Genomic DNA, 25,778 nt, shown 5'->3' on the forward strand with positions numbered 1-25,778 from the left:
TATGAAAAAATCAATGTATGGCAAATTCGGAGGGCAGTTCGTTCCCGAAGTACTTATGCCGGCACTTGAAGAACTTGAAGAAGCTTATGAACATTACAAAGATGATCCGGAATTTCGTGCAGAACTTGATTATTATATGACAGAATTCGCTGGCAGGGAAACACCTCTTTATTTTGCGAGGAATCTTAGTAAAAAATACGGAATCAAGATATACCTTAAAAGAGAGGATCTCGTTCACGGCGGAGCACACAAATTAAACAACACTCTTGGACAGGCGCTTCTAGCCAAATATATGAAAAAGGAACGTATCATTGCAGAGACCGGAGCTGGACAACATGGTACTGCAACTGCAATGGCCGCAGCAAACATGGGATTTAAATCTGAAGTGTACATGGGTGCGAAAGATGTTATTCGCCAGCATATGAATGTATATAGAATGGAACTCATGGGCTGTAAGGTCCATGCTGTCGAATCGGGGTCAAAGACCCTGAAAGATGCAATCAATGAAGCACTAAGGGACTGGGTCACCAATGTAGAGAACACACACTATCTAATTGGCTCTGTTGTAGGACCACACCCTTACCCAATGATAGTGCGTGATTTCCAAAGTGTGATCGGAAAGGAAGTTAAAGAACAGATTATGGAAAAAGAAGGTCGTTACCCGGATTCCATTGTTGCCTGTGCAGGTGGCGGGAGCAATGCAATGGGCATATTCCACCCATTCATTGAAAATAAGGAAGTGAAACTCTTCCCGGTGGAAGCAGGTGGCAAGGAGATGAAAACAACTGATAAAGAAGCATTACATTCTTCTTCCCTCTGTGTTGGAGAAGAAGGAATTCTCCAGGGAGCACATACACTCATACTCCAGGATAAATATGGACAGATACTTGAATCAAGCTCGGTTTCTGCTGGTCTTGATTATTCAGGTGTTGGACCTGAACTGGCCCACCTTGCGGAGATTGGAAGAATCAAGCCATGCAATGTAAACGATGATGAAGCATTGGAAGCGTTCTACGAACTGAGCCGTCTTGAAGGAATAATCCCTGCACTGGAATCATCCCATGCAGTTGCATATGTAATGAAAATGGCAAAAACAGGTGAACTCGGAGACCTTGTTGTAATCAGCCTTTCAGGAAGAGGAGATAAGGATCTTGAAACTGTGTTTAGGTTGAAGGAAGAAGAGGCAAAAGAAGAAAAGGAGGGTTGTATGTGAGAATAGAAGACAAATTCACTGACCTTAAGGAAAAGAAGGAAAAAGCGCTTATTGCTTACGTGTGTGCAGGTGATCCTTCTGCAGAAGCTACAAAAGAGATCGTGCATTCACTTGTAAAAGGCGGTGCAGACATAGTTGAACTTGGACTTCCGTTTTCCGACCCTGTTGCAGACGGCCCGACCATAGAAGCGGCATCCACAAGAGCACTGTCAGCAGGTATGAATCCTGATCTGTATTTTGAAATGGCAGCATCCATAAAGGAAAATGTTCCACTTGTTTGCATGACATATTACAACCTGATATACAAGAGAGGAACAGAGAAGTTTGCCAGAGATTGTGCAGAGTCCGGAATTACCGGAATAATCGTTCCTGACCTCCCGGCTGAGGAGGCAGATGAACTACATGAAGCATGCAAAAACAACGGTGTTGACCTGATATTCCTCATTACCCCAGTAACAACAGAATCAAGAATGAAGAATAATCTTGACAGAACTTCCGGTTTTGTCTATATTGTCTCAAGACTGGGAGTCACCGGAGAGAGAGTTGATGTTGCGGACTCAACAAAGAAGATACTGGGAAACATCCACACGGACGTACCAAAGGCAGTAGGATTTGGTATATCCAATGGTCAGCAGGCTGCTGAGGTTATAAAAGCAGGTGCCGATGCTGTAATCGTTGGTTCTGCATTTGTCAATATTATCGCTTCGGGTGACAATATCAATAATAGGCTGGAAAATCTTGCATTTGAGCTTAAAGAAAGTTGTAAACAATAAATAATACAAGAAAAATTAGACGAAAAAAGAAAAGAGTAGGGATTATTCTGCAAATAACTGATCCACAAACCATTGTGGATCAAATTTACGCAGGTCGTCATATCCCTGCCCCATTCCAAGGAATAATATTGGTTTATCAGTGATGTATGCAATTGATATGGCTGCACCACCTTTTGAATCAGCATCGGTTTTTGTGAGAATAGAGCCATTTATTGCAACAGCATCATTGAACTGAGCTGCACGCTCTACAGCATCATTTCCCGCAACTGCCTCATCAACAAAGAGTATCCGGTCTGGCGGAGCTACACGACATACTTTTTTTAACTGCTCCATTAGATTAACATTAGTATGCATCCTGCCTGCAGTATCTGAAAGTACCACATCGGCTTTATTGGCCTTTGCATGCTGTATTGCATCATAAATAACAGCAGCCGGGTCACCCTGTTCCTGATGTTTGATTATTTTTACCCCGACCTTACTTGCGTGTATTGCAAGCTGATCTATGGCACCTGCTCTGAAAGTATCACCTGCAGCAACCACAACAGACAGACCCTGATCCTTGAAACGTTTTGATAACTTGGCAATGGATGTTGTTTTTCCTGTGCCGTTAATACCAATAAAAACAATATGTACCGGTTTATCCGCATTTTTAACGTATTCATCAAGATCGAATACATTAGCACTCATGACATCATAGATAGCCTTCTTGAGTGCATCTTCAACAATATTACCAGTATTACTTCCAATACGACGCCTTGTACCAACAAGCTGTTTCTTCACCGATTCAACGATAGCTTCTGATACAGTAAGAGCGATATCACTTTCAAGAAGAGCCATTTCAAGTTCCCACAAAGGTTCTTCAAGATCATCTTCTTCAAGAATGAACTCCCTTTCTAAAACAAGAGCTTTTGCTTTTTGGGCAAAACCAACCTTCTTATTATTTGAAGTTTCACTCTGGACCGATTTGTCTTCCGCAGTAGATTGTTTATCCTCGACAGTCTCCTGAACAGAAGGCTCAGTAAATGGAGGAACTTGTGAGTCATCTACAGTTTCTATGGGCTCTATAGCAACTGCTTTCTCATCGATCTTGGTTCCTATCTTTTCCTTGAAGCCACTTAGTTTTGCTTTAAGCTTATTGAACACTTGATACAACCCTTAAAGTTTTTAAAAATAGAAAAAAAGGTTCACTGGGAACCTACTTGCCCCTGAGCTTGCTGAAGCTTATTGAGGAAAGATTCAATGGCCTGCATCTGCTGACCTAATTGAAGCAGAGCATTGTTCATATTGTCAAGAGCTGTGGTTAGCCTTTCCCTGCGGCGCTGCAATATCTCTTTTGCATCCGCAATGGGTCTTTCGACACTTAGCCCTGCTCCAATATCGACCACTGCTTTATCAGTATGGTCGATATTAGCATATACAAATGAACCGGAACCTATAGGGAACATCATTTCAGAACCCTTTGAAACATTGCCAAGCTCGTCAATAGTTGTCAGAGCACGATTACAATCTTCCATTGACATCTGGACCATGCCTACCTGCTGCTGCAGCATTTCCGCGCGCTTTTGGAACTCACGATGCTGGTTTGCAAGCACCCTTGGATCCTGTCCATTCATATCTACCATGGATTATGCCTCATTTATGCTTTCAATCTTAATTAAGTTCCTTTTAAGACCATGTTTACTGCCAAAGAGTGAGTACACTTTATCAAGTGCATTTTTCTCGTTCTGGCTTTCAATGACCTTTGTGAACTTTTCCCATGCTACTCCGGCCTTAAATGTGCCTTTGACCTGAAATGTCTTCATTTGAATCACCTGTTTAGTATTATAAAAATCCTAGGGCATCTTCTATTCTTCCCAGTTCATGACCAGTTGTTTGTGAACCTGCAACGTAACCTTTAGAATTAGCAAGTAACCCGGAAGCTACCATTTGCGTACCAAAATTAGTAGTACCCATATCCACAGGAAGTCCAAAAAGCTCTTCGAGGAGCTCAAGTTCCGAACTTGTTGCAAGTGGATTTACAAGTATTCCTTTATTGGTTGCAATTCCGGCCATGCCTACGGTCTTGGCACCACCTAGTGTGCCACGCCTGACATCAACTTTCAAGGCTTTTTCTATTGCCTCAATGGCTCTGTCACTGAGTTCAGGATGAACCAGTGCAGCGGTGTCATTTGCCATGACAACATTGCCTACTGCATTCAATTTACCTGGTAATTCATGGATAGGAACATCGATATTTTCCTGACCCCTTATAGTAGATCCTCTTGGCACAAGCAATGAATGGGAATTTCCACGACAAAGTGAACCCACAATAATACTTCCATTGACCAGAGTTTTCACTACGTTGACCTGTAACAATTGACTGAGAGTATCACACGTCTTTTCCGATGTGCCCACTGGTACCAACGCTAAATCTTCCGTACACGTTGCAAAAGCCCCTATTACGGGGCTTTCCTGAATAGTTATAGTTCTCATCATTATATGATCTACAAACTTAAATGATGCCCGGAAGCACTCATGCAAGTTCGGCCTGTACTTCGCCATCCTCGAACTTTGCAGCTCTTACACGAATGAACGATGGTGGCTTCTCAGAACCGCGTTCCCATACTTTCTCATTGATGGTCTTGTCTATTTTGACCATCTCAGGATCAACCTTCATGTGTTTTATAAGATATTTCCTGATTACTTTTACAGCCTGCCTAGACCTCTGCCAGCGAGGGGTTGCCTTCACTATACGAAGAGGAATGGTGTAGATCTGTTCTTTTACTACATCTTCTGCCATTATCATCACCTATTTATTTCACATCAAGACTGCTTCTTCTCCAATGCCTTCTCTGTGGATGGCTGGTAACCTTACGGTTGGTTTTTATGATGACCCAGGTAGGAACCCTGTGGTTCTGCCTGTGTGCTTTTGCCAACCTTGTCTTCTGTCCTTTAGTATTGTGGCTCACTTGTCTCACCTATGCTATGATTGATATGTATTAAGGTATTGATTGAATTTTGAACATATAACATAATTATATGCGCAAATCACTAATCATGTTGTTCTGTTCTGTCCTGCTTTCCTGCGTTCGATAACATGCGACTGAACATGGCTTGGAAATATCTCCATGATCATCCCGGAACCATGCCGTTGACTTATTAATTCCCGAAGTTCGGTTTCGTAATCCGCTTTAAGTACATCCTCGCTAAGCCCTTCATCAATGACCAAGTGTTCTTTTACAAGTTCATTAACAGCAGCCCGACCAAACCCTTTAAGGGGACATACATAATGAACCCCGAACCGGTCCTCTATGCTCCTGATCTCGGGCTGACCCAACACAGGAACACGATCATCACGACGAATACCATCAGCAATGAAGCAAACATTATCATCGACCGCAAGGCACTCAATAACACTCTTGTGAATGAAATTGATGGCGTTCTTTGGGAAACCATCCTGCATGATCATGTCATATGCCTTTTCAAGGATCGATGTGTCAGGTTTGATTATCCTATGTGGGAAACCAAGCCGTTCTGCAGTTTCAGAGGCCACTTCCCCGATGGGAAGTAACGAAAAACCACATGTCACAAGTTCAACCTCAAAGAATGGCTCCAGCAATATTGCGGAAAGAGAACTGTCTTTTCCGCCGCTGAATAAGACCGATATTTGCATGGAGGTACTCACAAACGCTTAATGGTCGGTTCCCTCTTCTTAGGTTGCATCTGAACCAGAAGCTGTTTGAGTTTCTCATCATCGATCATTGATTGAAGCCTGCCACTTTGTGCAAGCATGATCAACTGAGACTCAAGCTGTTCTACCAGTTCCTTACGGGACATACGTAGATTTGTCAGTCTTTCACGTGCTTCCGGAGTCAGTATCTGACGCATCAGAGTCTGCTTTTTTGCATCCACTTCAGCCTGTGCCTGCTCCTGCTGCATTGCTGCCTGCATGTCACCGGCATTCATTTGCGGATTAGCTGCCTGTTGCTGCTGCATCTGCGCAAGCCTTCTTCTTCTTATTTCTTCAAGGTCATCCGTCATGAAAGTCACCTATGCTTTACAGGAATGTAAACAGCGATTCTTTATAGGGTTACCGAAACAGGAAATATGCGATCAGTACTTAGCAAGACCAGGGATGGTTTCCACAAGGTCCTGTTTCACCTGAAATGCAACATTGTCGAGCATAGATTGTCCCTGAGGAGCTACCACACGACCACTCTTGAGTGCACGTACAAAACCTGCCTCTTCCAGCTGCTGCAGAGCTACTCTTGCAATCGAACCGCTTCCTTTTGCCTTTACAGAAGGAGCGACGCCTCTGTTCTTCTTTCCACCATAGACAGATCGTAGCCTTTCAACACCGATAGGACCCTGGGTATATACTGTCCTGAGTACTGCGGCACATCTTGTATACCACCATTCGCTGTCGACTGGCGGAAGCTCTTTGTGTACACCGGTCTTTACATATGCTGCCCACTCAGGGGGATTAACTTTATCGTTTTCTTTTAACTTCTCTGCTACCTTTGCGATTAATTCGGCTGCAGGAACGTCATATACAGTTGTCATAATATTCTCCTGAATTATAATATCCGTTAAGATACTCACCATTTGCAGGACTCAAGTGCATTTAGTGATTAGTTCAGCTGGATTGTGATGTTTAAACTATCGAGTACTATATACGTTTTTCGGCAGATTTAGCTTATCCGCCCTATTTTTTAAACGTTTGTTCCCTTGCAGGTCCCACTGAAATGTATTCAATGGGTACACCCATCCTAGCTTCAAGGTAAAGAACATAGTCCTTTGCTGCCTGGGGCAGATCCGCGAATTCCTTTACACCAGTCAGGTCATTGTCCCAACCTGACAAATCTTCATATACCGGCTTACATCTTGCAAGCTCAGACGTATCTTCTGGCGGATAGTCAAGGACTTTCCCATCCAGTTCATATGCCACACAAACCCTGACAGGATCAAGATTGGACAAAACATCGAGTTTTGTAAGGGCAATAGATGTGTAACCGTTAAGGTAAATGGCTTTTTTAAGCAATGGAAGGTCGAACCAACCACAACGTCTAGATCTACCGGTTGTAGTACCGAATTCACGACCAACCTGCTGTATTTGCTCCCCTGCTTCGTCAAAAAGTTCTGTTGGCAGAGGGCCCTCACCAACACGGGTGATGTAGGCTTTCACAATAGCCAGTACACTGTCAACCCTGGTAGGGCCAACACCAATATTAGCGCATGCAGAACCTGCAATAGTGCAGGATGATGTTACAAATTTTTGAGTTCCGTGTATCACGTCAAGGTGTGTTCCTTGGGCACCTTCTGCAAGAACATTCTTCCCTTCATCAAGAGCCTTATTAACTTCATAGGAGACATCAGTAACATAGGATGCAAACCTTTCACCAAGTTTCACATACTTATCTATAAGTGCCTCGTCCATCACCATGGAAGGGTCACCACCAAACTGTTTTATGGCTGCTTCCTTTGAAGGAGCAAGTTCTTCAAGCCTTTTCAGGAATCTTTCCCTGTTTACAAGGTCATACATGCGAATTTCGTCCCTTGCAATCTTATCGATATACGCATAACCAATACCACGCTTTGTAGTACCTATCTTTTCGGTCCTCAAAGATTCGCGCAGACCATCAAGTTCAATGTGATATGGCATTATTATACTGGTCTTTGCATCCACACCAACCCTCTTTGCATCTAGCTTTATGCCACCCTCTGCAAGCATATCCATTTCTGTTGCAAGTACTTCCGGATTCATAACGGTACCAGGACCTATCAAGACCCTGGAATCAAGAAGAAAACCTGATGGAATAAGATGAAGCTTGTATACATCTTCACCTACTTTGACCGTATGTCCTGCATTGTCGCCTCCCTGAAAACGGACAACCAGATCATATTCCCCGGACATGAGGTCAACTATTTTGCCTTTGCCTTCGTCGCCAAACTGTGCACCTGTGATGATCGTAAACATGGGTGCAGGATTATCCTGTTCGCATAATAAAGTTTTGATTGACATTTAAAAGTCTTCTTCAAACGCCAGCATACGAGCCCCTTCATCAAAAAATCCAGAAGAATCTGCCCTTCGACATCTCAATGCTTTGGTCACTCCCATATCAACCAGAGTATCTATGTGCTTTTCAGCAATTGTAATACTAACATTGAATTCAGACTGAAGCATATAGATGGCATCCGGTCTTTTTATTGAATAGAAACAGGCTTTTGACCTCTTATCTGATGTACAGGTAGCATAACTGCCACATTTCAGTACCTTGGAACTGTTCTTGAAGTGGATAGCAAGTCCCTGCCATGAATGCACGTTATGCATTCCTTTGATACCGTATATGTTCGCTTTCGTTTTTTCTTTTCGTTTTAACATGATAATAAATAAGCCATATTAATATAATTATTTTGTGTATCAATTTTATATCTTGCCGTATACTATTATATATTACCACATACTATCAGGCATTATCCATTCAGCATTTAATCGAAGGTTACGAATAACTTGTGTAAATGATTGTTAAATTAACGATGAAAGGAATCTTTTCTGTGCTGGTGATGTACCGGAAAATACAGCCCTTAATATCCTGAAAGATAGCAAAAATTCATTAATCCATTCTGAATAGAAAGCACTGAAAAATTGCTATTTCAAAACGATATGATTGTGGACTATTATTTTATCGCAGATTACATAGGAGAGCATTGCTCCTTTAAAGAGATTTCAAAGAGGAATTAATAGCAATTAAGAAAGTATTTGAAACAATGGTCAATGCGGAATCTTTAAAATGTGCTAAAAGCAAATTCCTTACTAACATGGACCATGAACTACGCACGCTACTTAACTCGATCATCGGTTTCTCAGATTTGATGCTGGAAGGACTTTCCGGAGAACTCAATGAAAAACAGATTCGACATACAGGTAACATTTTAAACATCGGAAAACATCTACTGGCTAAATCAATGATATTCTCGATCTGTCGATGATCGAAGCAGATGAGGTGAAATTCCGGAGAGATGAGGCATCTATTACTTTATAGATTACTCTGAATATAATATTTCTAACTGATGAATTAAAACTTCAAATTTCCAGATTTCGACAACTATTTATCCCATAATCTCTCACTGAAATCATATTATCTTTAAGATAAGTAATAAGGAAGTGAAATCAAAATGCCAGCTGTTGTTGATAAAGATGTATGTACAGGTTGCGAACTATGTGTAAATTCCTGTCCGGTAGAAGCGATTGCAATGAGTGATAAAAATGTTGCAGTTGTTAATGCGGACGAATGTGTGGACTGTGGAGACTGTGTAGATATTTGCCCGGTGGAAGCAATTACATTGGAATGAATGCACAAAGCATTCTATTTTTTTATTTTTGTTTTTTTAAATATGAGATTTTTTATATAATCTGGGCTTTGCATAATCAAGAGTAACCTTTGAAAGGTTCACCCAATACATCAGCAACCACCCTAGTTATGAGCTTAGCCAGATATTGGAAAGATACGGAATTCATAAGCAAATAATAACCTGTCCTAAAAAGTAAAATTTGGAAATGCCCTCTTTCGAGGGCATGATACTAATCCAAAAAAGAATACTTACTTATCAAGTATCACAACATGCAGTGAATTTCCTTTCCAGATGCTGAGAGTATCGAATTCCCAGTTGCTGGCAAGTCCTCCAGTAGCATTGAAAGCTCGGCTACGTCCTTCAAGATAGAACCTGTAACCTCCTTCATCCACAGATGACGGCACAGTAACTGTCCAGTCCAATACCTTATTATTATCTCCCACAGACTGATGCCAGTAGCTGTCACTTCCCACAGAACCCGAACATCCGGTGAAACTGATAGTTATATCCCTCAGGTGAGTTGCTGCTACGTTGTAGCCGACCTTTAGCTCAATATCGACACCCGCAGTCCTTTTTATTATCGGACAATGAAGCGGAGCTTCATTCCAGGCTCCTCCAGCCTCCCTGTACTCAAGCTTCAGGAAATCGATCGGAGCTGGCCTACTGTTATCTATAACCACTTTCACCGGGTCAATAGCTGCAACGATCAGATTGTGTGCTGCATCATACAGTTCCAGTCTGACCTCATACTTACCATCAGGATAAAGGTGAGTACGCCAGTTTATCAGAGTATGGTATGGGAAATAATTATTCGGTGGCGTCAGTACTTCGTAGAACCCGTTGTTATCAGGTTTTACATAATGGGAAGTGCCTGAGCTGATATTATACACATGCCATGACTCGTTAAAGTGAGTATCAGAACCTCCCTCATATTTATAGAACACTTTATAATAGACGGCGGTCCCATAGTCCGGACAACCTACGATACGGATTGTTTTACATAGTGGTGTCTCAGCATCAGGACGTACGATATGTGGCAATGGGAAACCAACAAACTGCTTTGGTCTGTTAACCCTTTTCACATAGCCGTTGCCATCAAAATATATCGGATCGACAGCCATGTCATTGAAACCCACAATTCCGGCTTTAGTACATGGTTTGTAGGCTTCCCCACAAGGTACACAAATAGCATTTGGCCAAGCCTCTATCTGCACGTCCGTTGTAGACTCGCTCAAATTCCAGTTAACATCGAAGTAGCCTTCTTCATAGATCGTTTCAAGCACGCCATCCTCATCTATATCCTGCTCCACCTTGAAAACTATATCAGGCACATCAAGCAGAAGATTCCATTCAGGGACGATCTCCGGCCAGCAACGCAGCAATCTTACAGTAGGTCTTGAACTGCGTATCTGCATGATGGTATCTGAATTATCCTCTTTTTCCTTACCGAGCATCTCCATCATCAGTTCATCGTCGGGAAGTGCCGGAGGAGCAATTGAATGAGGGAATGCAGGCTGATCCAGCAGGGATGACCTATCCTTGCTCACCGGCTCAAAAAGAGTATCTTTCTTGAAAAGATTCTCACGAACAGCCTCAAATCTTGACTTTGTGAACAATTCTTTCATAGAGTCAGTGTTTATATGCAATTCCTTCTTGACCTCTGCTGAGATCATTTCGATGGCACCATCGTCTCTTGATTTTAGATCTCTATATTCTATTTCCTTGATAACAGGATCCGATGGTGGCCAGGGCTGTGGTCTTGGTTTAACCTTCATCTCAGGAAGCGGCTTTAGTTCCGGATAATATCGAATGTCCGGTTTAACACCCAGGTCTATTGCTTCAAGAACTGTTGGTCGCCTGAGTATATCCCATAGACAGCGGTAGCGAAGTCTCCATCTCAGGACAGCATCAATATCGAAATAGGGGATGTTGACACAGAAATAACCACATTCATCTGTCTTTGTTGTTCCAATTTCCTCTTTACGGTGAGGGAAGAACGGGAAGACCCAGCCCCATGGCATTCCTGGGTGCGGATACCACCAGAAAAAATTAAGGTCTACATCATAGACATGAACAGTCGCTCCGGGAACCGGACACTTTTCACCGGTAGCAGGATCAGTTTTAAAGACACGACCACAAACCTTATGCTTCAATTTCCAGAGCCCAAGCACTGAATCTACAGGTTTGATGGAGAGATCTTCTTTCTTGAGCACTCCCTCTCTTGAAAGAAGAACATCTTTTGTAATGTTTGCAGTGGATGCATTTTCAGAGTCTGCCAGCCTGCGTATTTGAGTCCCACTTTTCACTTCATCAGGAACAATGGATATCCTTACATTTTCCGGCATCTTTGCAGCTTCCACATCAAGTTCTATGTCCAGATCGTCTGTTTTCAGCTTTTTTTCGGCTAGTATTTTCACTTCATTTGCATCTTCTGAAAAAACAACAGCTTTTAAAGGGATGGATGAACTCTTAATGCCGTCCACTTTTGCTGATATTTTTACACTATTTGTTCTTGTAGCTCTTGGCATGACTTACACTCCCGTTTCTTATATTAGAAAACAGAGATTACACCTTCCAGATATCAAAAGCAGACCAGGCAAACTAAACCGATTCTCGTACTTCCCACAGCAATTACATTCCAAGATAATAGTCTCCCCGTCCCATCAATTGAACTCTCCAGCTTTTTAAAGATGTGGAAATACCCCTATTTCCTACAAACTGGTATACGTTACCTAAAGTAAAGTCAGCTACACTCATATTTAAAATATCCGTGTTGAAATAAAATAAACAGTCCGATCGTCACATCCATTTTATTTTTATGATGATAGACTCTTTTATATATCAAAAGGTCAAATTAAGGGCAATGACTTCTATTTCCTTTGCTAATGAACTAATGCGAAAGGGCATTCATTTCACTTCAATACTCATTATACTTGTCTATGCTTTTTTTGGAAAGCAGGCAAGCCAAACCCTGTTGATAGTTTATCTTGTATTCATTTTGAGTGTTGAGCACCTGAGACTTGATAGGAGCATCAAACTTCCTGTCCTGCATATTCTTTTACGCCAGAAAGAGAGAACAGGAATTGGCTCACATGTCTACTTTACTATTGGTGCACTGATTGCTGTTTCAGTATTCAGCAAGAATGTTGCTTTTGCAGCTATCCTCATGACCACTTTTGGCGACATGACTGCTGCACTGATCGGAAAAAGATTTGGAAAAATAAGAATATTTAGTAATGGGAAAAGTCTGGAAGGAACTATTGCAGAGTTTGTCGTAAACCTTTTTATAGCTGTTCTTCTGCTTGAGAACCCGGTCGTCTCTATTTTCATGGCATTTGTTGCAACCTTTGTAGAAACCACATTTGTGAAAATAGATGATAATCTGGCAATACCAATATTTTCCGGTGCCTTTGCAGAAATGGCACTCTTATTGTTTCCTTATTTATAATCTGCTACGATAGGATATGATAGAACAAAAAGGAAATATTGTAGAATACTATTACAATATTCCCAGGCTCTGAGACATCTTAAACGCAAATTTGCCAATTGAAATAGTGATACTTTTTCCAAGTCCTACTCCTTTTATATCAATATCGCCGCTATCATACGCATCCAGGAATACATCAAGAGGTTTTTGAGAGTTCATCAGGTCATTCATTGAGTTCTCATTTGTCGTCACTATAATTGATGGATCCACTTCAGAGTTCAGGCCAACAGCATTTTGGAGTATTATCCTTGCATCCAGGGATGAAAACCCCCCACTATCATCAACATCAAGGATATCGTCTTTCTCCATTTTCCCAACAGCCATCTGCAAAGTACACAGTGCGTCCAATGCAGTTAGATTATTATCGCCATTACAATCACCTTTATTAATAGCGATCTTAGTCCCTAACTTTGAAAAATCGATGATCTTTCCGTCCTTGGTAACTGCCTTCACTTCCAGTGTATTTCCATCATTCAGATTGATAACACCATATATCTCTTCATTCCCGAGCAGACTTTTTAAAGAATCAGGAACTTTATCCACGTTCTGATTATAAACGACAACCTTCTGATTCATCTCACTGAAAATTTCAGCATTTGCTGGAGTTACCAGAAAGAAAAAAAGCAGAAATGAAATAAGGATTATTTTATTCATTTCTATCCCTCTTTTCATTTTCGTCTCTTGATTACGAACAGCGCCATGAGGATTGCGCCTATTACAAGCACATCTGCACTCTCATAACCTGCACCCTCGGTCCCAGCAGTAACGCTAAAAGTTCCATCCCTAGTTGTTGTTATCACTTCAACCCTCTCTATATCGTGCACTGAAGTATCCTCAAGTACCAGAGGACTTGATGAGCCGGTGTCACCAATCACTTCAAAGGAGACAATTGCAACTTGACCATTACCACTAATCCCGGACGCGTCTGCCAGAGCTATGATAACCTCTCCATCACCAGCCGTATTGGATTCAATGTACGCGTTTTTTCCGAGGGCACCAGCATCGACACCTATGGCCTGCAATATCCCGGCATCGTAGCTCATAAGAATGTCCATACTTCCAACATCTGTTGCACCTTCCATGTTGATCGGAACCTCTACGGTGGCTCCACTTCCCCCAGTTGCATCGCTCACACTGAGAGTCAAAGTACTTGCCGAAGCAAGTGATATAAGAAATGCCAAACTAATCAGCATCAAACCCTTTCTCATTATTCCATCTCCTTATTTCTATTACTCCTCTCCTACTACATTTTTCAAAATAGTTCTGGCATCAAAAGATGTCACAGTTCCGTCTCCATTTACATCCATGACCGGGTCTTTTGGTATCTTTTCCACAGCCATCTGAAGTGCGTAGAGTGCATCAAGGGATGTATACACCCCATCTCCATCACCATCTCCCATGCCTGCCTCTATGCTTATCACACTAAATAGACCATCATGGATTTGTATCTCCACAGCTTCATAATCATCTGCCCTGTTAGCTGTGATAGCTACAATCTCAAGATCCGAGGATGTCCCCTCAGCTCCGATAACATTGAAATCAATATAGGCGATAGAACCATCTCCGCTAAATCCGTTTTTATCAGCAAGACTGATCTTTATCGTTTCGTCCATAATGTTATAATCAAAAAGGGAATCTGTGGTCAGTCCTCCTTTGATAACTTCAGTTGCTTCAAGAGCAGATGAATCATAAGCTAATGTAATGTCCATGTTCCCGATATTTTCTTCAATATCATTCAATGTCAAGGGGATCTGTACACTGCTTCCGCTTGGTTTGCTGCGGGATTCGAAAGTCAAGCCTATGCTTTCCACAGCTTTCTCCATAGTCAGAAGAGTGGTTGTGAGTAATGTAGGTTCAAGCATTTTATCCACTTTTCCGTCATCATCTTCGTCAATTCTCATCAAATACTCATTGTTGACAGAACCTAGGTTGAGAGTAGCCTTGGTATCCTTTATGATGGAGACTTCCTGAAAGTCTATTTCGGTTATACTGCCTGAATTGCATACGTTGTGGTCTAGGATGTGTAGGCTAAAGCTGCCTTCATCCAAAGCCTTTATCGTGAGTTGGTAGTCATCATTGACGTTCCTTATTAGAATACCCTGATGATATTCCTCAATCTCTGGTTGGTAATAGGCATTGGGTATCTCCATCTCGACAATACCCTGGGTGGTCATGCCAACATGTCTACCCTCGCCGTCATAGAGATGAAGATTCACAGGACTTCTGACAGTGGTGAGTATATCTCTGGGCGACCGAGGATACTGTGCGTCTACATTGTTGTATATTTCCATTGGGAGGAGGAGCCACTTCTTGTAGTTTAGAGTCGGACCGACTTTAGCATATCTGTAGGCCCCCATGCCAAGACAGCCGCAGTCCCATCGCTCCTTCCCCCCCACCATAGTTCCCATCTTTCCGGGCCAGTAGCCCAGCTTGCCTTGCTCCGTCAGCTCCACCTTTTTTAATACAAACTGGCAGATTTTGTCCACTTGTTCGGGTGTTGGTGCGGGTTTAGTTGTTTTCCAATCGAAGTACGGCCACCGTTTTATTGTATCATATCCACCCATGGTGTTGTAAGATTCTCTTTTCATGCCATCTACAGTAGTGAATACAGCCCCACTCAGTCGCATCTCTACAACGGCTCCAATGATTAGATCTCCCGGCTTTATCTTTTCCCCCAACTTCAGCTTAATTGGTTGGTAGATTCCAGTTTTTGGATCTTTTCTGTATATCTTGAGAGGGGCTGCAGCGGAATCACGGACAGTATAGTTCTTTCCTGCTGGCACCTCGTAGTCGCCGATATAGATTCCCACATGGCCGTATTTGTGATATGGCATACCAGGCACGTATGTTGAAGTCTTACTTACTGTTCCTTCTGAGAAGAGCAGATAGCCTTTCTCGAGCTTATTATACTGGTTGGCAATCCGCTCTCTCTCTACTTCAATGGGCGTTTTCTCCACAACCGCCTTCTCTTCCTTTATGCATTTGTCTCCCCATACACTCAGGTTCCAACCTTCCGGACATTCGCATTCATTTCCTTTGGGTACCGCCCCAGGGACACATTCACATTTTCCTGTATCAATTCCCCATTCGAATTCAAGCAGGTTGCCAGTACAATAACATTCACATTCATCCGGCTTACTTTCCTTGGGGTCATAGTGGGCACGAGAATCCATCTTCTGGCACCAATCTTCGCACTTTACGCATTCATCATCCTTTTTTCCATAGCCTTGCTCGCATACGCACTGGCACTCAGGCCACTCGCTTTTTCCGTCCCAAATAAAGTGTTCATTCACTTTACTACACCACTCCTGGCAATCATTCCCATCTATAACTGCTTTAGCATTTTTTTCCAGTGCACAAAAAACGGATTTTACAATATCTTCACTACCCTGAGACTTGACACGAATATTTATCACGGATCTGCGGTAACGAATATTTCCTACAATTTCATGAAATCCAGCATCATCAGGATTTAATCCCGGCCTCCCACACAACATGACAAATCTGTCATCTGTACTTTCTAGGGTCTTACTCCAACCACCCATCCAGTCCGGTGTAATACTACGACACTCATCTTTTTCCCCGCGAGTAAAAATTTCCTTCACTTTTTCTTCGTTAAGTTCAAACTGATGCAACCCACAACTAGCCTTCCCACCAGTTTTTTGATCATCGTAATAGCAGTATAGTCTATGTACTTTTACATCATGTACTTCTACATTATCTCCTTTGCCAAATTTCATTTCACCGAAGGTCCATATAGCATAACAGTTATCATTAGCAGTAAATCCGTGTGGTAGTCTTGTTTGGCAATCACTTTCATTAAACACTGTATCCTTATTGGGCAAAAGAGTCCCAGCGTTTCCAATCCCCACCACAAAACTAATCGCAAATAAAGTCAGGATAAAGAGTATACTGGCACGAACACCTATTTTCACCAAATATTCTTTATCCATCTTTTATCCCCCAATATATTTTGATTTTTAATAACAAATCAGTATCATAATTCCTCCAATCCGGCAGCAATCCTGAGAATCATCCTCGCATCCATGGATGAGACCTGTCCATCACTATTCATGTCCATAATCAGGTCTTCGGGAATCTTTCCCACTGCCATCTGAAGCGCAGCGAGAGCATCCACGGAAGTATAGATGCCATCACCGTCAAAATCACCAAGGCTTTGTTCCCTGCTCACTACGCTGAATACACCATCCTGAGTCGGAATATTGATAATTGATAGATCATCTGCCCTGTTCGCGGACAGTTTTGTAATCACAAGAGGAGAAGACGAGCCTTCAGCACCAATAACATCAAACCTGACGTAAGCGATAGAGCCATCGCCACTGAATCCTACCTTGTCAGCCAGACTTATCTTTATCGTCCCGTCCACAATATTGTAATCGAACAGGGAATTTGTGGTTGAGCCTCCTTTGATGACCTCAGTAGCCTCAAGAACAGAGGAATCATAACCCAGAGTTATATCCATGTTACCGATATTTTCATCGATCCCGTTCAATGTCAATGGGATCTGTACACTGCTTTCGCTTGATTTGTCACGGGATTCAAAGATCAAACCAGAGAAGCCAATAGTGGATGGTGGTGTAATTTCTTCCGCACTTGGAACCGTTTCTCCTCCATAGAGGGAGTTGATCTCACTCTGGGAAAGGGCATAATTGTAAATCCTGAGGTCATCCATTGATCCCTTAAAGTATTCTGTAGACCCCGGGGGGTCAATTCCTATGACAAGTTTAGATCCTGATCTCTGGATAGAAGCTGTTGATTTCATTGTGTCCTTGAGCTCTCCGTTAATATAGAATTTGAGATCACTTTCTTCCCTTGTTACTGTAAGGAAATACCACTCGTTAAAATTCGTTTCTGTATTTGACGAAATAATCTGACCGGCAACTCGAACACCGGGGTATTTTCCGCTGGTGTGAAGCAGTGCATAGGGACTATTAATAGCAGATGTGGAATGCGTGTCTCCTTTTGAGAAAACAACAGCCCATCCACCGATTCCCGCATCTATTTTGTTGAGCCACACCGAGAAAGTGAAATCATCCGTAAGGTCAAGAGAATCGCTATCACTCACTTCGATATAACTCGCACCATCAAAACTCGCCGCAGCAGTTCCTACCACACCGGCAGTGAAATCCATGCTTCCCTTCGGATTCCCATGGTTCTGATATATCGAGGAATCTTCATAGTTTCTATCAAAAGGATAATGAGCCACAAGTCCTGAACCGGAAGGTGGTGTTGATGTAATTTCTCCCGCAGTTGGAGTCGTTTCTCCTTCAAAGAGGGAATTGATCTCATTCTGGGTGAGAGCATAATTGTATATTTTCACTTCATCTATGCTACCATCAAAATTCACACCAAAAGACGGGTTGGAACCAATATGAGTATAATCCCAGCCAGAACTAAGACTACCTGATTCCTCATATCTGATGCCATCTACATATAGCTCCACAATATCTGCATCCTGGTCGTAAACTGCTGCCAGGAATGTCCATTTGTTGGTTGTGACAGCCTGATAGCCCAGAACGCCACCAGAACCACTAAAGGCTGACCAGCCAAGTCCTCCACCACGTGCATCGATAGCTATTGTACGATCAAAACCGCCATTATCATGGGAAATAACCGTTCCTCTCGAATCACTATCAGACTTAACCCAGAGTGCCATGGTCACCTGTGGCATTGCATCCTGATTTATATTAACCGGTACGTAGACATAGTCATTCGTACCATCAAAATCCAGTGCCTCCCCGCTTTTTCCTGTGACAAAGATGGCACCATTGTTTGTTCCATCGTTTTCATTCCCTGAATGGTCTTTGGTATCTCCATTGAAGGGATAATAGGCTACAAGTCCTGATCCTGAAGTTGGTGCTGCAGTTGCTGATGCTCCCGCAAGACCGAAGAACATAATGATTGCATCATCTTCAGCGGCTACGTACGTTGAAGATATGAACAGTAGCCCAATAACAACGATGATAAATAATTTATTGTAGTACCACTCCATTTCTATACCTCTTCATATTTTATCAGTCCTGGAACCCGATTTTGAAAGTCAAACTAATACTAGTACCCCTGACATGCGTTCAGATATTTGAGATATAAATGATTTTTCTCTTTAATTTCCAGCCAAATTTTGTGTTGTGGGAGGTAAAGGTTAGATATTTTTATACTACAAAACTTGTTATATAGAAAACTAAACCAAAGCAACCCCAGCTTTGGGATATATCCAACACAATAGTTTGGGCACAACGACCACTTAATTTCGATATTTCCAACTACCTATGAATAAACGTGTCTTTATTATATAAATTTATCGAAATCTTTATTGGCTTATTTATATTTATATTTATATTTATATTTATATATTCACCCAACTTTGAAAGTCAAATGGAATAAAAATGTCAACCCTAGAATATTAAACATTATGGTTTTTAGTAAAAAGTTACTCCTTTTTTAGCGTCTTAGATATTCTAATTTTAAACGAAGTATACAATTCACACATCAAAAAGCCTGAACTTGCCCTTATAATATCTACTCCATCTTTTCCCTCAACTCAAGTATAGCAGGCGTCGGAGTAACCTTCTTCGGACAAACAGCCACGCAATTATAAACAACATCACATCCCCAAACACCTTCTTTAGAATCTGTCATGCCAAGAAGCCGGTCTACATCTTCTTTGTTGCTGCGTGGGTCCAGATAAAAACGCCATGCTTTTGCCAGCGCAGCAGGTCCAAGATATTTCTCATCCCTTGCTGCAACAGGGCAGGCACCATGACAAGTAGCACAAAGTATACAGTTGGTATACTTCTCGATCTGCATTTGCACAGCAGGATATATGATGTTCTCTTTACCTGCATTCTCAGGTGTATTGATCCATGGTTTAATAGAATCGACCAGCCTGTAAAAGTGATCCATATCTACTATGAGATCTCTGATGACTTCTAAATTCGGAAGTGGTTCAACAAGAATTTCGTTCTTATCATCATCTCTACTGCTGTGTTTTAGAATTATCTGGTTCTTTTCAGACCCCTGAACAACTTCAGTTTTAGCATCATACAACTGCGTCCTGCACGCAAGCCCTGGTTTTCTATTAATTAGCATGGCACAACTACCACATACCGCCCCCCTGCATGAATAACGGAAGCAAAGACTCCCGTCCTGTTTCTCCTGAATCTGGAACAATGCTTCCAACACTGTCATCCCGGGTTTTTCCTCAACATCAAAAGTATCATACCATATGGTGCTCTTATCCTGCCTTTTGATTACCAGTTTCACCATTAATATTCCCTCTTTTGCGGAGTGAAGTTACCAATGTTCACTTCTTTGTATTCAAGACGTGGTTCCCCGTCTTTGTAAGCAAGAGTATGTCTCAGCCAATACTCATCATCCCTTTCAAGATGATCCATACGGTAATGTGCCCCCCGGCTTTCTTCCCTTTCAAGTGCACCGAGAGTTATGACATGACCCAGTTCAAGCATGCCTTTTAATTCGATGGCATTCATCAGTTCGAAATTAAAGACTGTGACTTTGCTTTTAACTTTCAGTTTTGTTGCCCTTTTTTTGAGTTTTCTGATTTCATTCAGGGCATCTTTCAGACCCTTCCGACTCCTGAATATGCCAACATTTTCCTGCATGATCTGCTGTAGCTCATCCCTTATAGAAGCAAAGTTTTCCCCATCTGTTCCAAACATCTCCTGAATCCTTTCTTCCTCCTGCTGGAAAGCTTCAACCAGTTTATCTTCATTAGATACTGGAACAGATTTTGCATAATCTGTTGCATCAATTCCTGCCCTCCTCCCAAAAACAACAGTGTCCAGAAGTGAATTTCCCCCAAGCCTGTTGGCGCCATGAACACTGATACAGGCACATTCACCAACAGCATAAAGACCCTGCATTGGCGTTCTTCCATCCTTGTTCGAACTCACACCACCCATAGAATAATGTTGTCCAGGCTGCACAGGTATGGGCTCTTTCACGGGATCGATACCTGCAAAATCAATTGATATTTGCCTTATACCCGGAAGTCTTTCATTTATAAGATCTTTTCCAAGGTGCGTCAGGTCAAGATGCACATATCCATCAGGAAATCCTCTTCCTTCATCTATCTCTTTCTGTATGGACCTGGCAACTATATCCCTTGGTGCAAGCTCCATTGCTCCTTCCGCATACCTGCTCATGAAACGCTCGTGGTCTTTATTGAAAAGGTAGCCACCTTCCCCACGTGCACCCTCTGTTATCAGTATATTATTTCCCCATAGAGTAGTTGGATGGAACTGCACAAATTCCATATCTTGTAACGGAACTCCGGCATCGTAAGCCAGGCTTATGCCAAATCCCCTGTTAATTATGGCATTGGTAGACCGCTGGTATATCCTTCCGTATCCGCCAGTGGCAAGAATAGTAGCTTTTGCCCGGAAAGTTTCGATCTTTGAATCTGCCATGTTCAATGCAACAAAGCCGGCACATCTGCCTTCATCAACAATGAGCTTTGTCACGATCCATTCGCTGTATATTTTAATATTACTTCTGAGAACCTGCTCATATAATGTGTGCAACAAATTATGCCCGGTTCTGTCACCCGCATAGCATGTCCTTGGGAATCCTGCGCCTCCAAAAGGACGCTGAGCTATCCTGCCACTATCCTGTCGTGAGAAATTGCACCCCCAATTTTCCATTTCAATAACTCTTTCAGGTGCTTCCTTACAAAGCACTTCAACTGTGTCCTGATCTGCAAGATAATCACTACCCTTCACAGTGTCAAAAGCATGTGACTCCCAACGATCATCAGTTCCGAGTGATGCATTGATACCACCCTGTGCAGCGCCGGAGTGACTGCGAATGGGATGCACTTTTGAGATTATAGCAACATCTGCTCCCAGCTGATGAGCCTCGATCGCTGCCCGAAGTCCTGCAAGTCCTCCTCCAATTACTATTATATCATGATCTATCATCTGTCAGCCCCGTTAGTTTCACTGGATCCAGCAAGTCCTCACTTTCTTTGTCCGTAAGCAGTTCCATTTCAGTGACCACTTCCTTTATTGACCGGTTTTCCCGGTGTGCTCTGTAAGCTACCTCAGCGGCCTTATCATAACCAATTATAGGAGCAAGGGATGTCGCCAGTGCAAGGCTGGAACCTGCAAGTTCCGCACACCTTTCAATATTAGCACTCAAGCCTTTCAGGCATTTTCTGTTGAATGAATCAATCGCACCTGTCAGTAATTTTATCGACATGAGGAGATTGTGAGCAAGTAGTGGTGTAAATACATTAAGTTCAAGCTGACCTGCCTGTGCAGCCATCATAATAGCAGTATCGTTTCCAATCACCTGGAAACTTGCCATATTAAGCATTTCTGCCATTACCGGATTTACCTTAGATGGCATTATCGATGAGCCGGGCTGCACTGCAGGAAGGTTTAATTCACCCAGCCCAGCCCTGGGACCACTGGAAAGCAAGCGCAAGTCGTTTGATATTTTAGTAAGACTTACTGCAAGCCCCCTAAGTGCAGCAGAGCAGGCAAGGATAGCACCGGCACCCTGGGTAGCTTCAAAGGAATTGTCAGCAATCCTGAAATCAATTCCTGTTATGTCCTTCATTTCCCGTATCGAAATATCTGAAAATCCAGAAGGAGCATTTAGTCCGGTCCCTATAGCAGTTCCACCCATGTTTAGTTCCAGCAATTCCTCCATAGATTCCAGTAACCTTTTCCTGTCGAGTTCTATCATCCTTGAGTATCCACTGAATTCCTGACCCAATGTGATAGGAACCGCATCCTGAAGATGTGTTCGTCCTGATTTGACCACTGGCATAAACTCAGCCGATTTTTCTTGAAGAGTCCTTAGCAGTTCATCAATAACCGGAAGAAGATTTGTTGTCAGAATTTCAACTGCTGAAATATGGATAGCTGTATGAGTGGTATCATTTGAGGACTGGGACATATTAACATGGTCATTTGGATGAATTATGTCGTATCTTCCTTTTTCATGTCCCAATATCTCAAGTGCACGATTGGCAATTACCTCATTTGCATTCATATTCTGCGAAGTACCTGCACCAGACTGGAAAGCATCTATGACAAACTGGTCTGCCATCATTCCATTTCGTATATCATATGCAGCTTCAACGATTGCGTTACCTATAAAAGAGTCAAGTTTTCCGCTTTTCATATTTGCCTTTGCGGATGCTATTTTTATAGCTGCCTGGGCTTTTATGAACTCAATGGGCAAGCTCTCACCACTTACCTTAAAATTATCCATAGCCCTTGCTGTCTGCGGACCATAGTACACATTATCCGGTACTTCTACTTCTCCTAAAGTATCTTTTTCCAACCGAACCACATAATCACCCACGATTTATAAACTAAGTAAGAATACTTGGAATTAACGCCCTATGAAAAGACAAGCGTTTTGTTTTATAAAGTTATTCCGGCAAATTCAGAAGTCTGTACCTATATTGCTTTTTATACAATTATCAGAATCCTTTAATAATCATGAGGTCAATCTACCCATATATGACTGACAATAAAACAGATGAGCAGGTATCGACAGAAGCAAAGAACAGGAAGGATCCTGACGCTCCTCTGCTTCAGAATACTTTTACTAGTTCTGTCACTGGTGAAGCTACCATCACACCAGGGTTTGATATCAAGTACGCACCTCACAAATCCCAGGGTTTGCAAAGTGCATCTGATATGTGGATCGACAAGAGTAAGGTTTTTGATGTTCTTTCAAAGGAAAAAATAGATATGGACAGTATTAAAAAACTGTCACGCCAGTGATCTTCAAATCCTTTTCTAATTATTAGCAACTATGCTTATTTCCTGCTAACTTTTGTTCAAAGCAGGAAACTAATTCATATTTTGTTTTCGTATTCACCCATTTCTTCGAATCGAATAAATCAAATTGATTTGTTTTAAACACAACTTTGTTTTTTGACAAGTTTTTTATATAGCGCAATTGTACATTATTGTATACTCAAATTGGACTTATTTGATCAGAGGTTAAAACATGGCACCATGGGAATATGACATAAGATCTGTTCACTACGGAGAATGGGACAAGACGAAAGAGGATTTGAACAAGCTCGGCATAGATGGTTGGGAATTGATACGCTTCTCAGAGGACATGGATGAAACTGGGATGATAAAGGCATTCTTCAAGAGACCACTTGACTGTCTTGAGGTCTGATTTATCATCGCCTCCTTTTTTTCTTTCATAAATTTTACTTGTTTTATCTATTGCTCTTTTTTAAATAATTGGAAATATTCATTCTTATAGACAATGAATAGACTTGAACAATCAGTTTTGTTTCCTTATCTACTATCAAGTCAGAAGAAAGTCCTTCTCATATCATTAATTGCGCCAATCCATATACCTAAAAAAAGCAAAAGGCAATTATTGAGATCTTATTTTGTCTGTATATACATCCTATATACAATAACTTTAAATATTATTAAGACGGTAAAGGGATTCTGTATTCTGCTAAATGTTTGGATTGAAAAACGTAGTTTTTCGATCAGACAAATTTAGAAAAAAAATACAGGTAGAAAGATACAATGACTCAAATTGTCAATAACTTAAACAGCATACATGTCCCTGAGGCTTACGGCATGAAGAGAATCCAGTTCTACTTCTGGGTAGGAATGATATCAGCAATATTTCTTAGATTGATAATCATTGCAGATTATTATAATGGGATTCTGGCAAAAGCTCTTTTCTACCTAGGTGTCCTTGGATACCTGTTGTTCTTCGCACACAGATATCATATTGCAACACGCCGGGTGAGTGTTCTTAAGGACATGGAACTACTGGAAAAGATAGAGAACAAGACACCTTTGAGCGATGATGACTACCGTGGATTGCAATACATTATGTGGAGTTTGTCCGTATCAAAGGAACGCATGAATTATTTGGTGATATTTGCTTTCTCAATAATTGTAATCATATTGTCACTGGCACTTGATCTGGGAATTGTTTGATAATGATTGCAAAGCAAGAGAATTTAACAACTAAAACAGTACCAAAAAGAAAGAAATTAAATTCAAGCTATTACTGCACATTCTTGTCAAGTATGTCAAGATTACCTTAATTACTCAAATGAGGCTTTCGGCTCTGTAGAGAGCCGATCTCATATTTTATTTTAGCATAATAATTAAAAAAAGATTAATCCTCTGAGCATTACTTGCTAAGAAAATACAAGCAGGAAGCATGATATTCTCATAATATAAAGTTGGTTGGTATGGTACTATAATGAGATTGTGGTGGTATTATCACGCTTCCTTTTTGTCATTTAAAATATTAGTAGACATACTATATAAAATATGCCAGCTGTTATTGAAAAAATATACGCAAGCATATAATAGTAACAGTATACTATAGGGTTTAGCATAAATATAATAAAAGAGAATAGATATAATAAGCGGGTGTAAATATATTTATCATATAATTTATGCCGCATTCTCTATTTAGCTAAGTACTCTATTTGATACAAAATTTATCAATTAGGTACTACCAATATCAAGGACGATGAAAAATGAACTGCTCAACATGCAATTATAGAAAACATATTCCCCTTTATTCTAAATGTGCAGGAGTTTCAGGAAAAACTAAAGTTGGAACCGCATATTATTGTGGCCATCCTAAAATGAAAAATCCTGTGCCAGTTATTTCCTTAAATGATAGTATACTTGAAGACTGTCCTATTAATAAAAGTGTTATAAGTGTTTCACACAGAATACAAAATGCAGAAGTTAGCCGGTCATAATGTTGTTACGTGTTCTAAGTAATAATTGATTACTTTTATTTATAATTATACTTAATTACTAATTTATCTGTACCTGCACGTAATATTTTTCATTCAAATTTATAAATTACTTATTTTAAAGTAAAAACAGCTTCAAAAGACAGACTATAAGTATAAATCGCTAGCATGCAATCAAATGATATTCAAATGGAGTATCATACGATG

At 41.3% G+C, this 25,778-nt stretch carries 28 protein-coding genes; 9 read left to right on the forward strand and 19 right to left on the reverse strand.

The window, feature by feature from the left end:
• Position 1: 1 nt before the first annotated feature.
• Together trpB and trpA are read left to right on the forward strand one after the other, a co-directional pair.
• Positions 2-1,213 (forward strand): tryptophan synthase subunit beta, encoded by a 1,212-nt coding sequence (trpB, locus tag WN948_RS01665; RefSeq protein ID WP_342305258.1) that lies wholly within the window; start codon positions 2-4, stop codon positions 1,211-1,213.
• Positions 1,210-1,986, forward strand: a complete 777-nt coding sequence (gene trpA / locus WN948_RS01670) for a tryptophan synthase subunit alpha (RefSeq protein WP_342305259.1) — start codon at positions 1,210-1,212, stop codon at positions 1,984-1,986. Before trpB ends, trpA begins: the two co-directional genes overlap by 4 nt.
• A 42-nt stretch (positions 1,987-2,028) precedes the next feature.
• Here trpA and ftsY read toward each other — a convergent pair whose 3' ends face one another.
• The 11 genes from ftsY to WN948_RS01725 form a co-directional block, all read right to left on the reverse strand.
• The gene (gene ftsY, locus WN948_RS01675) at positions 2,029-3,129 is read right to left on the reverse strand and encodes a signal recognition particle-docking protein FtsY (RefSeq protein WP_342305260.1); all 1,101 of its coding nucleotides are present in this window, start codon (positions 3,127-3,129) and stop codon (positions 2,029-2,031) included.
• Between the two features lie 41 nt (positions 3,130-3,170).
• Positions 3,171-3,608 carry a prefoldin subunit alpha gene (gene pfdA / locus WN948_RS01680; RefSeq protein WP_342305261.1) on the reverse strand — a complete coding sequence of 146 codons (438 nt, stop codon included), beginning with the start codon at positions 3,606-3,608 and terminating at the stop codon, positions 3,171-3,173.
• A 3-nt stretch (positions 3,609-3,611) separates the two neighbouring features.
• On the reverse strand, positions 3,612-3,788 hold the full coding sequence (rpl18a, locus tag WN948_RS01685) for a 50S ribosomal protein L18Ae (protein WP_342305262.1): 177 nt from the start codon (positions 3,786-3,788) through the stop codon (positions 3,612-3,614).
• 19 nt (positions 3,789-3,807) lie between these two features.
• Positions 3,808-4,461: a translation initiation factor IF-6 gene (locus WN948_RS01690; protein WP_342305263.1), complete on the reverse strand. Its 654-nt coding sequence runs from the start codon at positions 4,459-4,461 to the stop codon at positions 3,808-3,810.
• A 37-nt stretch (positions 4,462-4,498) separates the two neighbouring features.
• A complete protein-coding gene (locus WN948_RS01695) occupies positions 4,499-4,765 on the reverse strand; it encodes a 50S ribosomal protein L31e (RefSeq protein WP_342305264.1) in 267 nt (88 codons plus the stop codon).
• A gap of 13 nt (positions 4,766-4,778) precedes the next feature.
• Positions 4,779-4,934, reverse strand: a complete 156-nt coding sequence (locus tag WN948_RS01700) for a 50S ribosomal protein L39e (RefSeq protein ID WP_342305265.1) — start codon at positions 4,932-4,934, stop codon at positions 4,779-4,781.
• Between the two features lie 86 nt (positions 4,935-5,020).
• Positions 5,021-5,638 (reverse strand): alpha hydrolase, encoded by a 618-nt coding sequence (locus WN948_RS01705; protein ID WP_342305266.1) that lies wholly within the window; start codon positions 5,636-5,638, stop codon positions 5,021-5,023.
• Positions 5,639-5,646: 8 nt separating this feature from the next.
• Positions 5,647-6,006 carry a DNA-binding protein gene (locus tag WN948_RS01710; RefSeq protein ID WP_342305267.1) on the reverse strand — a complete coding sequence of 120 codons (360 nt, stop codon included), beginning with the start codon at positions 6,004-6,006 and terminating at the stop codon, positions 5,647-5,649.
• 72 nt (positions 6,007-6,078) lie between these two features.
• On the reverse strand, positions 6,079-6,528 hold the full coding sequence (locus WN948_RS01715; protein ID WP_342305268.1) for a 30S ribosomal protein S19e: 450 nt from the start codon (positions 6,526-6,528) through the stop codon (positions 6,079-6,081).
• 142 nt (positions 6,529-6,670) lie between these two features.
• Positions 6,671-7,942: an adenylosuccinate synthase gene (locus tag WN948_RS01720; RefSeq protein ID WP_342306517.1), complete on the reverse strand. Its 1,272-nt coding sequence runs from the start codon at positions 7,940-7,942 to the stop codon at positions 6,671-6,673.
• 45 nt (positions 7,943-7,987) lie between these two features.
• Complete coding sequence (locus WN948_RS01725) at positions 7,988-8,347, reverse strand: hypothetical protein (protein ID WP_342305270.1); 360 nt, start codon at positions 8,345-8,347, stop codon at positions 7,988-7,990.
• 386 nt (positions 8,348-8,733) lie between these two features.
• Between WN948_RS01725 and WN948_RS01730 the strand changes: the two genes are divergently transcribed.
• The gene (locus WN948_RS01730; RefSeq protein ID WP_342305271.1) at positions 8,734-8,955 is read left to right on the forward strand and encodes a histidine kinase dimerization/phospho-acceptor domain-containing protein; all 222 of its coding nucleotides are present in this window, start codon (positions 8,734-8,736) and stop codon (positions 8,953-8,955) included.
• 186 nt (positions 8,956-9,141) lie between these two features.
• Positions 9,142-9,318 (forward strand): 4Fe-4S binding protein, encoded by a 177-nt coding sequence (locus WN948_RS01735; RefSeq protein ID WP_342305272.1) that lies wholly within the window; start codon positions 9,142-9,144, stop codon positions 9,316-9,318.
• A gap of 248 nt (positions 9,319-9,566) precedes the next feature.
• Here the strand turns inward: WN948_RS01735 and WN948_RS01740 are convergent, their stop codons facing one another.
• Positions 9,567-11,846: a hypothetical protein gene (locus WN948_RS01740; RefSeq protein WP_342305273.1), complete on the reverse strand. Its 2,280-nt coding sequence runs from the start codon at positions 11,844-11,846 to the stop codon at positions 9,567-9,569.
• 335 nt (positions 11,847-12,181) lie between these two features.
• Here WN948_RS01740 and WN948_RS01745 point away from each other — a divergent pair, with 335 nt between their 5' ends.
• Entirely contained in the window at positions 12,182-12,766 is a 585-nt protein-coding gene (locus tag WN948_RS01745) for a diacylglycerol/polyprenol kinase family protein (protein ID WP_342305274.1), read from the forward strand.
• A gap of 51 nt (positions 12,767-12,817) precedes the next feature.
• Here WN948_RS01745 and WN948_RS01750 read toward each other — a convergent pair whose 3' ends face one another.
• From WN948_RS01750 to WN948_RS01780, 7 genes are all read right to left on the reverse strand, one after another.
• Positions 12,818-13,459, reverse strand: a complete 642-nt coding sequence (locus WN948_RS01750; RefSeq protein ID WP_342305276.1) for a hypothetical protein — start codon at positions 13,457-13,459, stop codon at positions 12,818-12,820.
• 14 nt (positions 13,460-13,473) lie between these two features.
• Positions 13,474-14,013 carry a cohesin domain-containing protein gene (locus tag WN948_RS01755; protein ID WP_342305277.1) on the reverse strand — a complete coding sequence of 180 codons (540 nt, stop codon included), beginning with the start codon at positions 14,011-14,013 and terminating at the stop codon, positions 13,474-13,476.
• Between the two features lie 21 nt (positions 14,014-14,034).
• Complete coding sequence (locus tag WN948_RS01760) at positions 14,035-16,545, reverse strand: cohesin domain-containing protein (protein WP_342305278.1); 2,511 nt, start codon at positions 16,543-16,545, stop codon at positions 14,035-14,037.
• A 257-nt stretch (positions 16,546-16,802) separates the two neighbouring features.
• A complete protein-coding gene (locus WN948_RS01765; RefSeq protein ID WP_342305279.1) occupies positions 16,803-18,818 on the reverse strand; it encodes a LamG-like jellyroll fold domain-containing protein in 2,016 nt (671 codons plus the stop codon).
• 527 nt (positions 18,819-19,345) lie between these two features.
• A complete protein-coding gene (locus WN948_RS01770) occupies positions 19,346-20,092 on the reverse strand; it encodes a succinate dehydrogenase/fumarate reductase iron-sulfur subunit (RefSeq protein ID WP_342305280.1) in 747 nt (248 codons plus the stop codon).
• On the reverse strand, positions 20,092-21,765 hold the full coding sequence (locus WN948_RS01775) for an FAD-dependent oxidoreductase (protein ID WP_342305281.1): 1,674 nt from the start codon (positions 21,763-21,765) through the stop codon (positions 20,092-20,094). Before WN948_RS01775 ends, WN948_RS01770 begins: the two co-directional genes overlap by 1 nt.
• The gene (locus WN948_RS01780) at positions 21,752-23,149 is read right to left on the reverse strand and encodes an aspartate ammonia-lyase (RefSeq protein ID WP_342305282.1); all 1,398 of its coding nucleotides are present in this window, start codon (positions 23,147-23,149) and stop codon (positions 21,752-21,754) included. Before WN948_RS01780 ends, WN948_RS01775 begins: the two co-directional genes overlap by 14 nt.
• Before the next feature lie 173 nt (positions 23,150-23,322).
• Here WN948_RS01780 and WN948_RS01785 point away from each other — a divergent pair, with 173 nt between their 5' ends.
• From WN948_RS01785 to WN948_RS01800, 4 genes are all read left to right on the forward strand, one after another.
• On the forward strand, positions 23,323-23,589 hold the full coding sequence (locus tag WN948_RS01785) for a hypothetical protein (protein ID WP_342305283.1): 267 nt from the start codon (positions 23,323-23,325) through the stop codon (positions 23,587-23,589).
• 229 nt (positions 23,590-23,818) lie between these two features.
• Positions 23,819-23,998, forward strand: a complete 180-nt coding sequence (locus tag WN948_RS01790) for a hypothetical protein (protein ID WP_342305285.1) — start codon at positions 23,819-23,821, stop codon at positions 23,996-23,998.
• Positions 23,999-24,366: 368 nt separating this feature from the next.
• A complete protein-coding gene (locus WN948_RS01795) occupies positions 24,367-24,789 on the forward strand; it encodes a hypothetical protein (RefSeq protein ID WP_342305286.1) in 423 nt (140 codons plus the stop codon).
• Positions 24,790-25,343: 554 nt separating this feature from the next.
• Positions 25,344-25,574, forward strand: a complete 231-nt coding sequence (locus WN948_RS01800; RefSeq protein ID WP_342305287.1) for a hypothetical protein — start codon at positions 25,344-25,346, stop codon at positions 25,572-25,574.
• Positions 25,575-25,778 lie beyond the last annotated feature (204 nt).

It is taken from the genome of Methanolobus sp. ZRKC5 (assembly GCF_038446525.1).
In the GTDB taxonomy this organism is placed as follows: domain Archaea; phylum Halobacteriota; class Methanosarcinia; order Methanosarcinales; family Methanosarcinaceae; genus Methanolobus.

Bases quoted from the DNA above. Each gene is read 5' to 3' on its own strand.
- trpB (WP_342305258.1), top strand. From the start codon at position 2: ATGAAAAAATCAATGTATGGCAAATTCGGAGGGCAGTTCGTTCCCGAA.
- pfdA (WP_342305261.1), bottom strand. From the start codon at position 3,608: ATGGTAGATATGAATGGACAGGATCCAAGGGTGCTTGCAAACCAGCAT.
- rpl18a (WP_342305262.1), bottom strand. From the start codon at position 3,788: ATGAAGACATTTCAGGTCAAAGGCACATTTAAGGCCGGAGTAGCATGG.
- WN948_RS01690 (WP_342305263.1), bottom strand. From the start codon at position 4,461: ATGATGAGAACTATAACTATTCAGGAAAGCCCCGTAATAGGGGCTTTT.
- WN948_RS01695 (WP_342305264.1), bottom strand. From the start codon at position 4,765: ATGGCAGAAGATGTAGTAAAAGAACAGATCTACACCATTCCTCTTCGT.
- WN948_RS01705 (WP_342305266.1), bottom strand. From the start codon at position 5,638: ATGCAAATATCGGTCTTATTCAGCGGCGGAAAAGACAGTTCTCTTTCC.
- WN948_RS01710 (WP_342305267.1), bottom strand. From the start codon at position 6,006: ATGACGGATGACCTTGAAGAAATAAGAAGAAGAAGGCTTGCGCAGATG.
- WN948_RS01715 (WP_342305268.1), bottom strand. From the start codon at position 6,528: ATGACAACTGTATATGACGTTCCTGCAGCCGAATTAATCGCAAAGGTA.
- WN948_RS01720 (WP_342306517.1), bottom strand. From the start codon at position 7,942: ATGTTTACGATCATCACAGGTGCACAGTTTGGCGACGAAGGCAAAGGC.
- WN948_RS01725 (WP_342305270.1), bottom strand. From the start codon at position 8,347: ATGTTAAAACGAAAAGAAAAAACGAAAGCGAACATATACGGTATCAAA.
- WN948_RS01730 (WP_342305271.1), top strand. From the start codon at position 8,734: ATGGTCAATGCGGAATCTTTAAAATGTGCTAAAAGCAAATTCCTTACT.
- WN948_RS01735 (WP_342305272.1), top strand. From the start codon at position 9,142: ATGCCAGCTGTTGTTGATAAAGATGTATGTACAGGTTGCGAACTATGT.
- WN948_RS01740 (WP_342305273.1), bottom strand. From the start codon at position 11,846: ATGCCAAGAGCTACAAGAACAAATAGTGTAAAAATATCAGCAAAAGTG.
- WN948_RS01745 (WP_342305274.1), top strand. From the start codon at position 12,182: ATGACTTCTATTTCCTTTGCTAATGAACTAATGCGAAAGGGCATTCAT.
- WN948_RS01750 (WP_342305276.1), bottom strand. From the start codon at position 13,459: ATGAATAAAATAATCCTTATTTCATTTCTGCTTTTTTTCTTTCTGGTA.
- WN948_RS01755 (WP_342305277.1), bottom strand. From the start codon at position 14,013: ATGAGAAAGGGTTTGATGCTGATTAGTTTGGCATTTCTTATATCACTT.
- WN948_RS01760 (WP_342305278.1), bottom strand. From the start codon at position 16,545: ATGAAATTTGGCAAAGGAGATAATGTAGAAGTACATGATGTAAAAGTA.
- WN948_RS01765 (WP_342305279.1), bottom strand. From the start codon at position 18,818: ATGGAGTGGTACTACAATAAATTATTTATCATCGTTGTTATTGGGCTA.
- WN948_RS01770 (WP_342305280.1), bottom strand. From the start codon at position 20,092: ATGGTGAAACTGGTAATCAAAAGGCAGGATAAGAGCACCATATGGTAT.
- WN948_RS01775 (WP_342305281.1), bottom strand. From the start codon at position 21,765: ATGATAGATCATGATATAATAGTAATTGGAGGAGGACTTGCAGGACTT.
- WN948_RS01785 (WP_342305283.1), top strand. From the start codon at position 23,323: ATGACTGACAATAAAACAGATGAGCAGGTATCGACAGAAGCAAAGAAC.
- WN948_RS01790 (WP_342305285.1), top strand. From the start codon at position 23,819: ATGGCACCATGGGAATATGACATAAGATCTGTTCACTACGGAGAATGG.
- WN948_RS01795 (WP_342305286.1), top strand. From the start codon at position 24,367: ATGACTCAAATTGTCAATAACTTAAACAGCATACATGTCCCTGAGGCT.
- WN948_RS01800 (WP_342305287.1), top strand. From the start codon at position 25,344: ATGAACTGCTCAACATGCAATTATAGAAAACATATTCCCCTTTATTCT.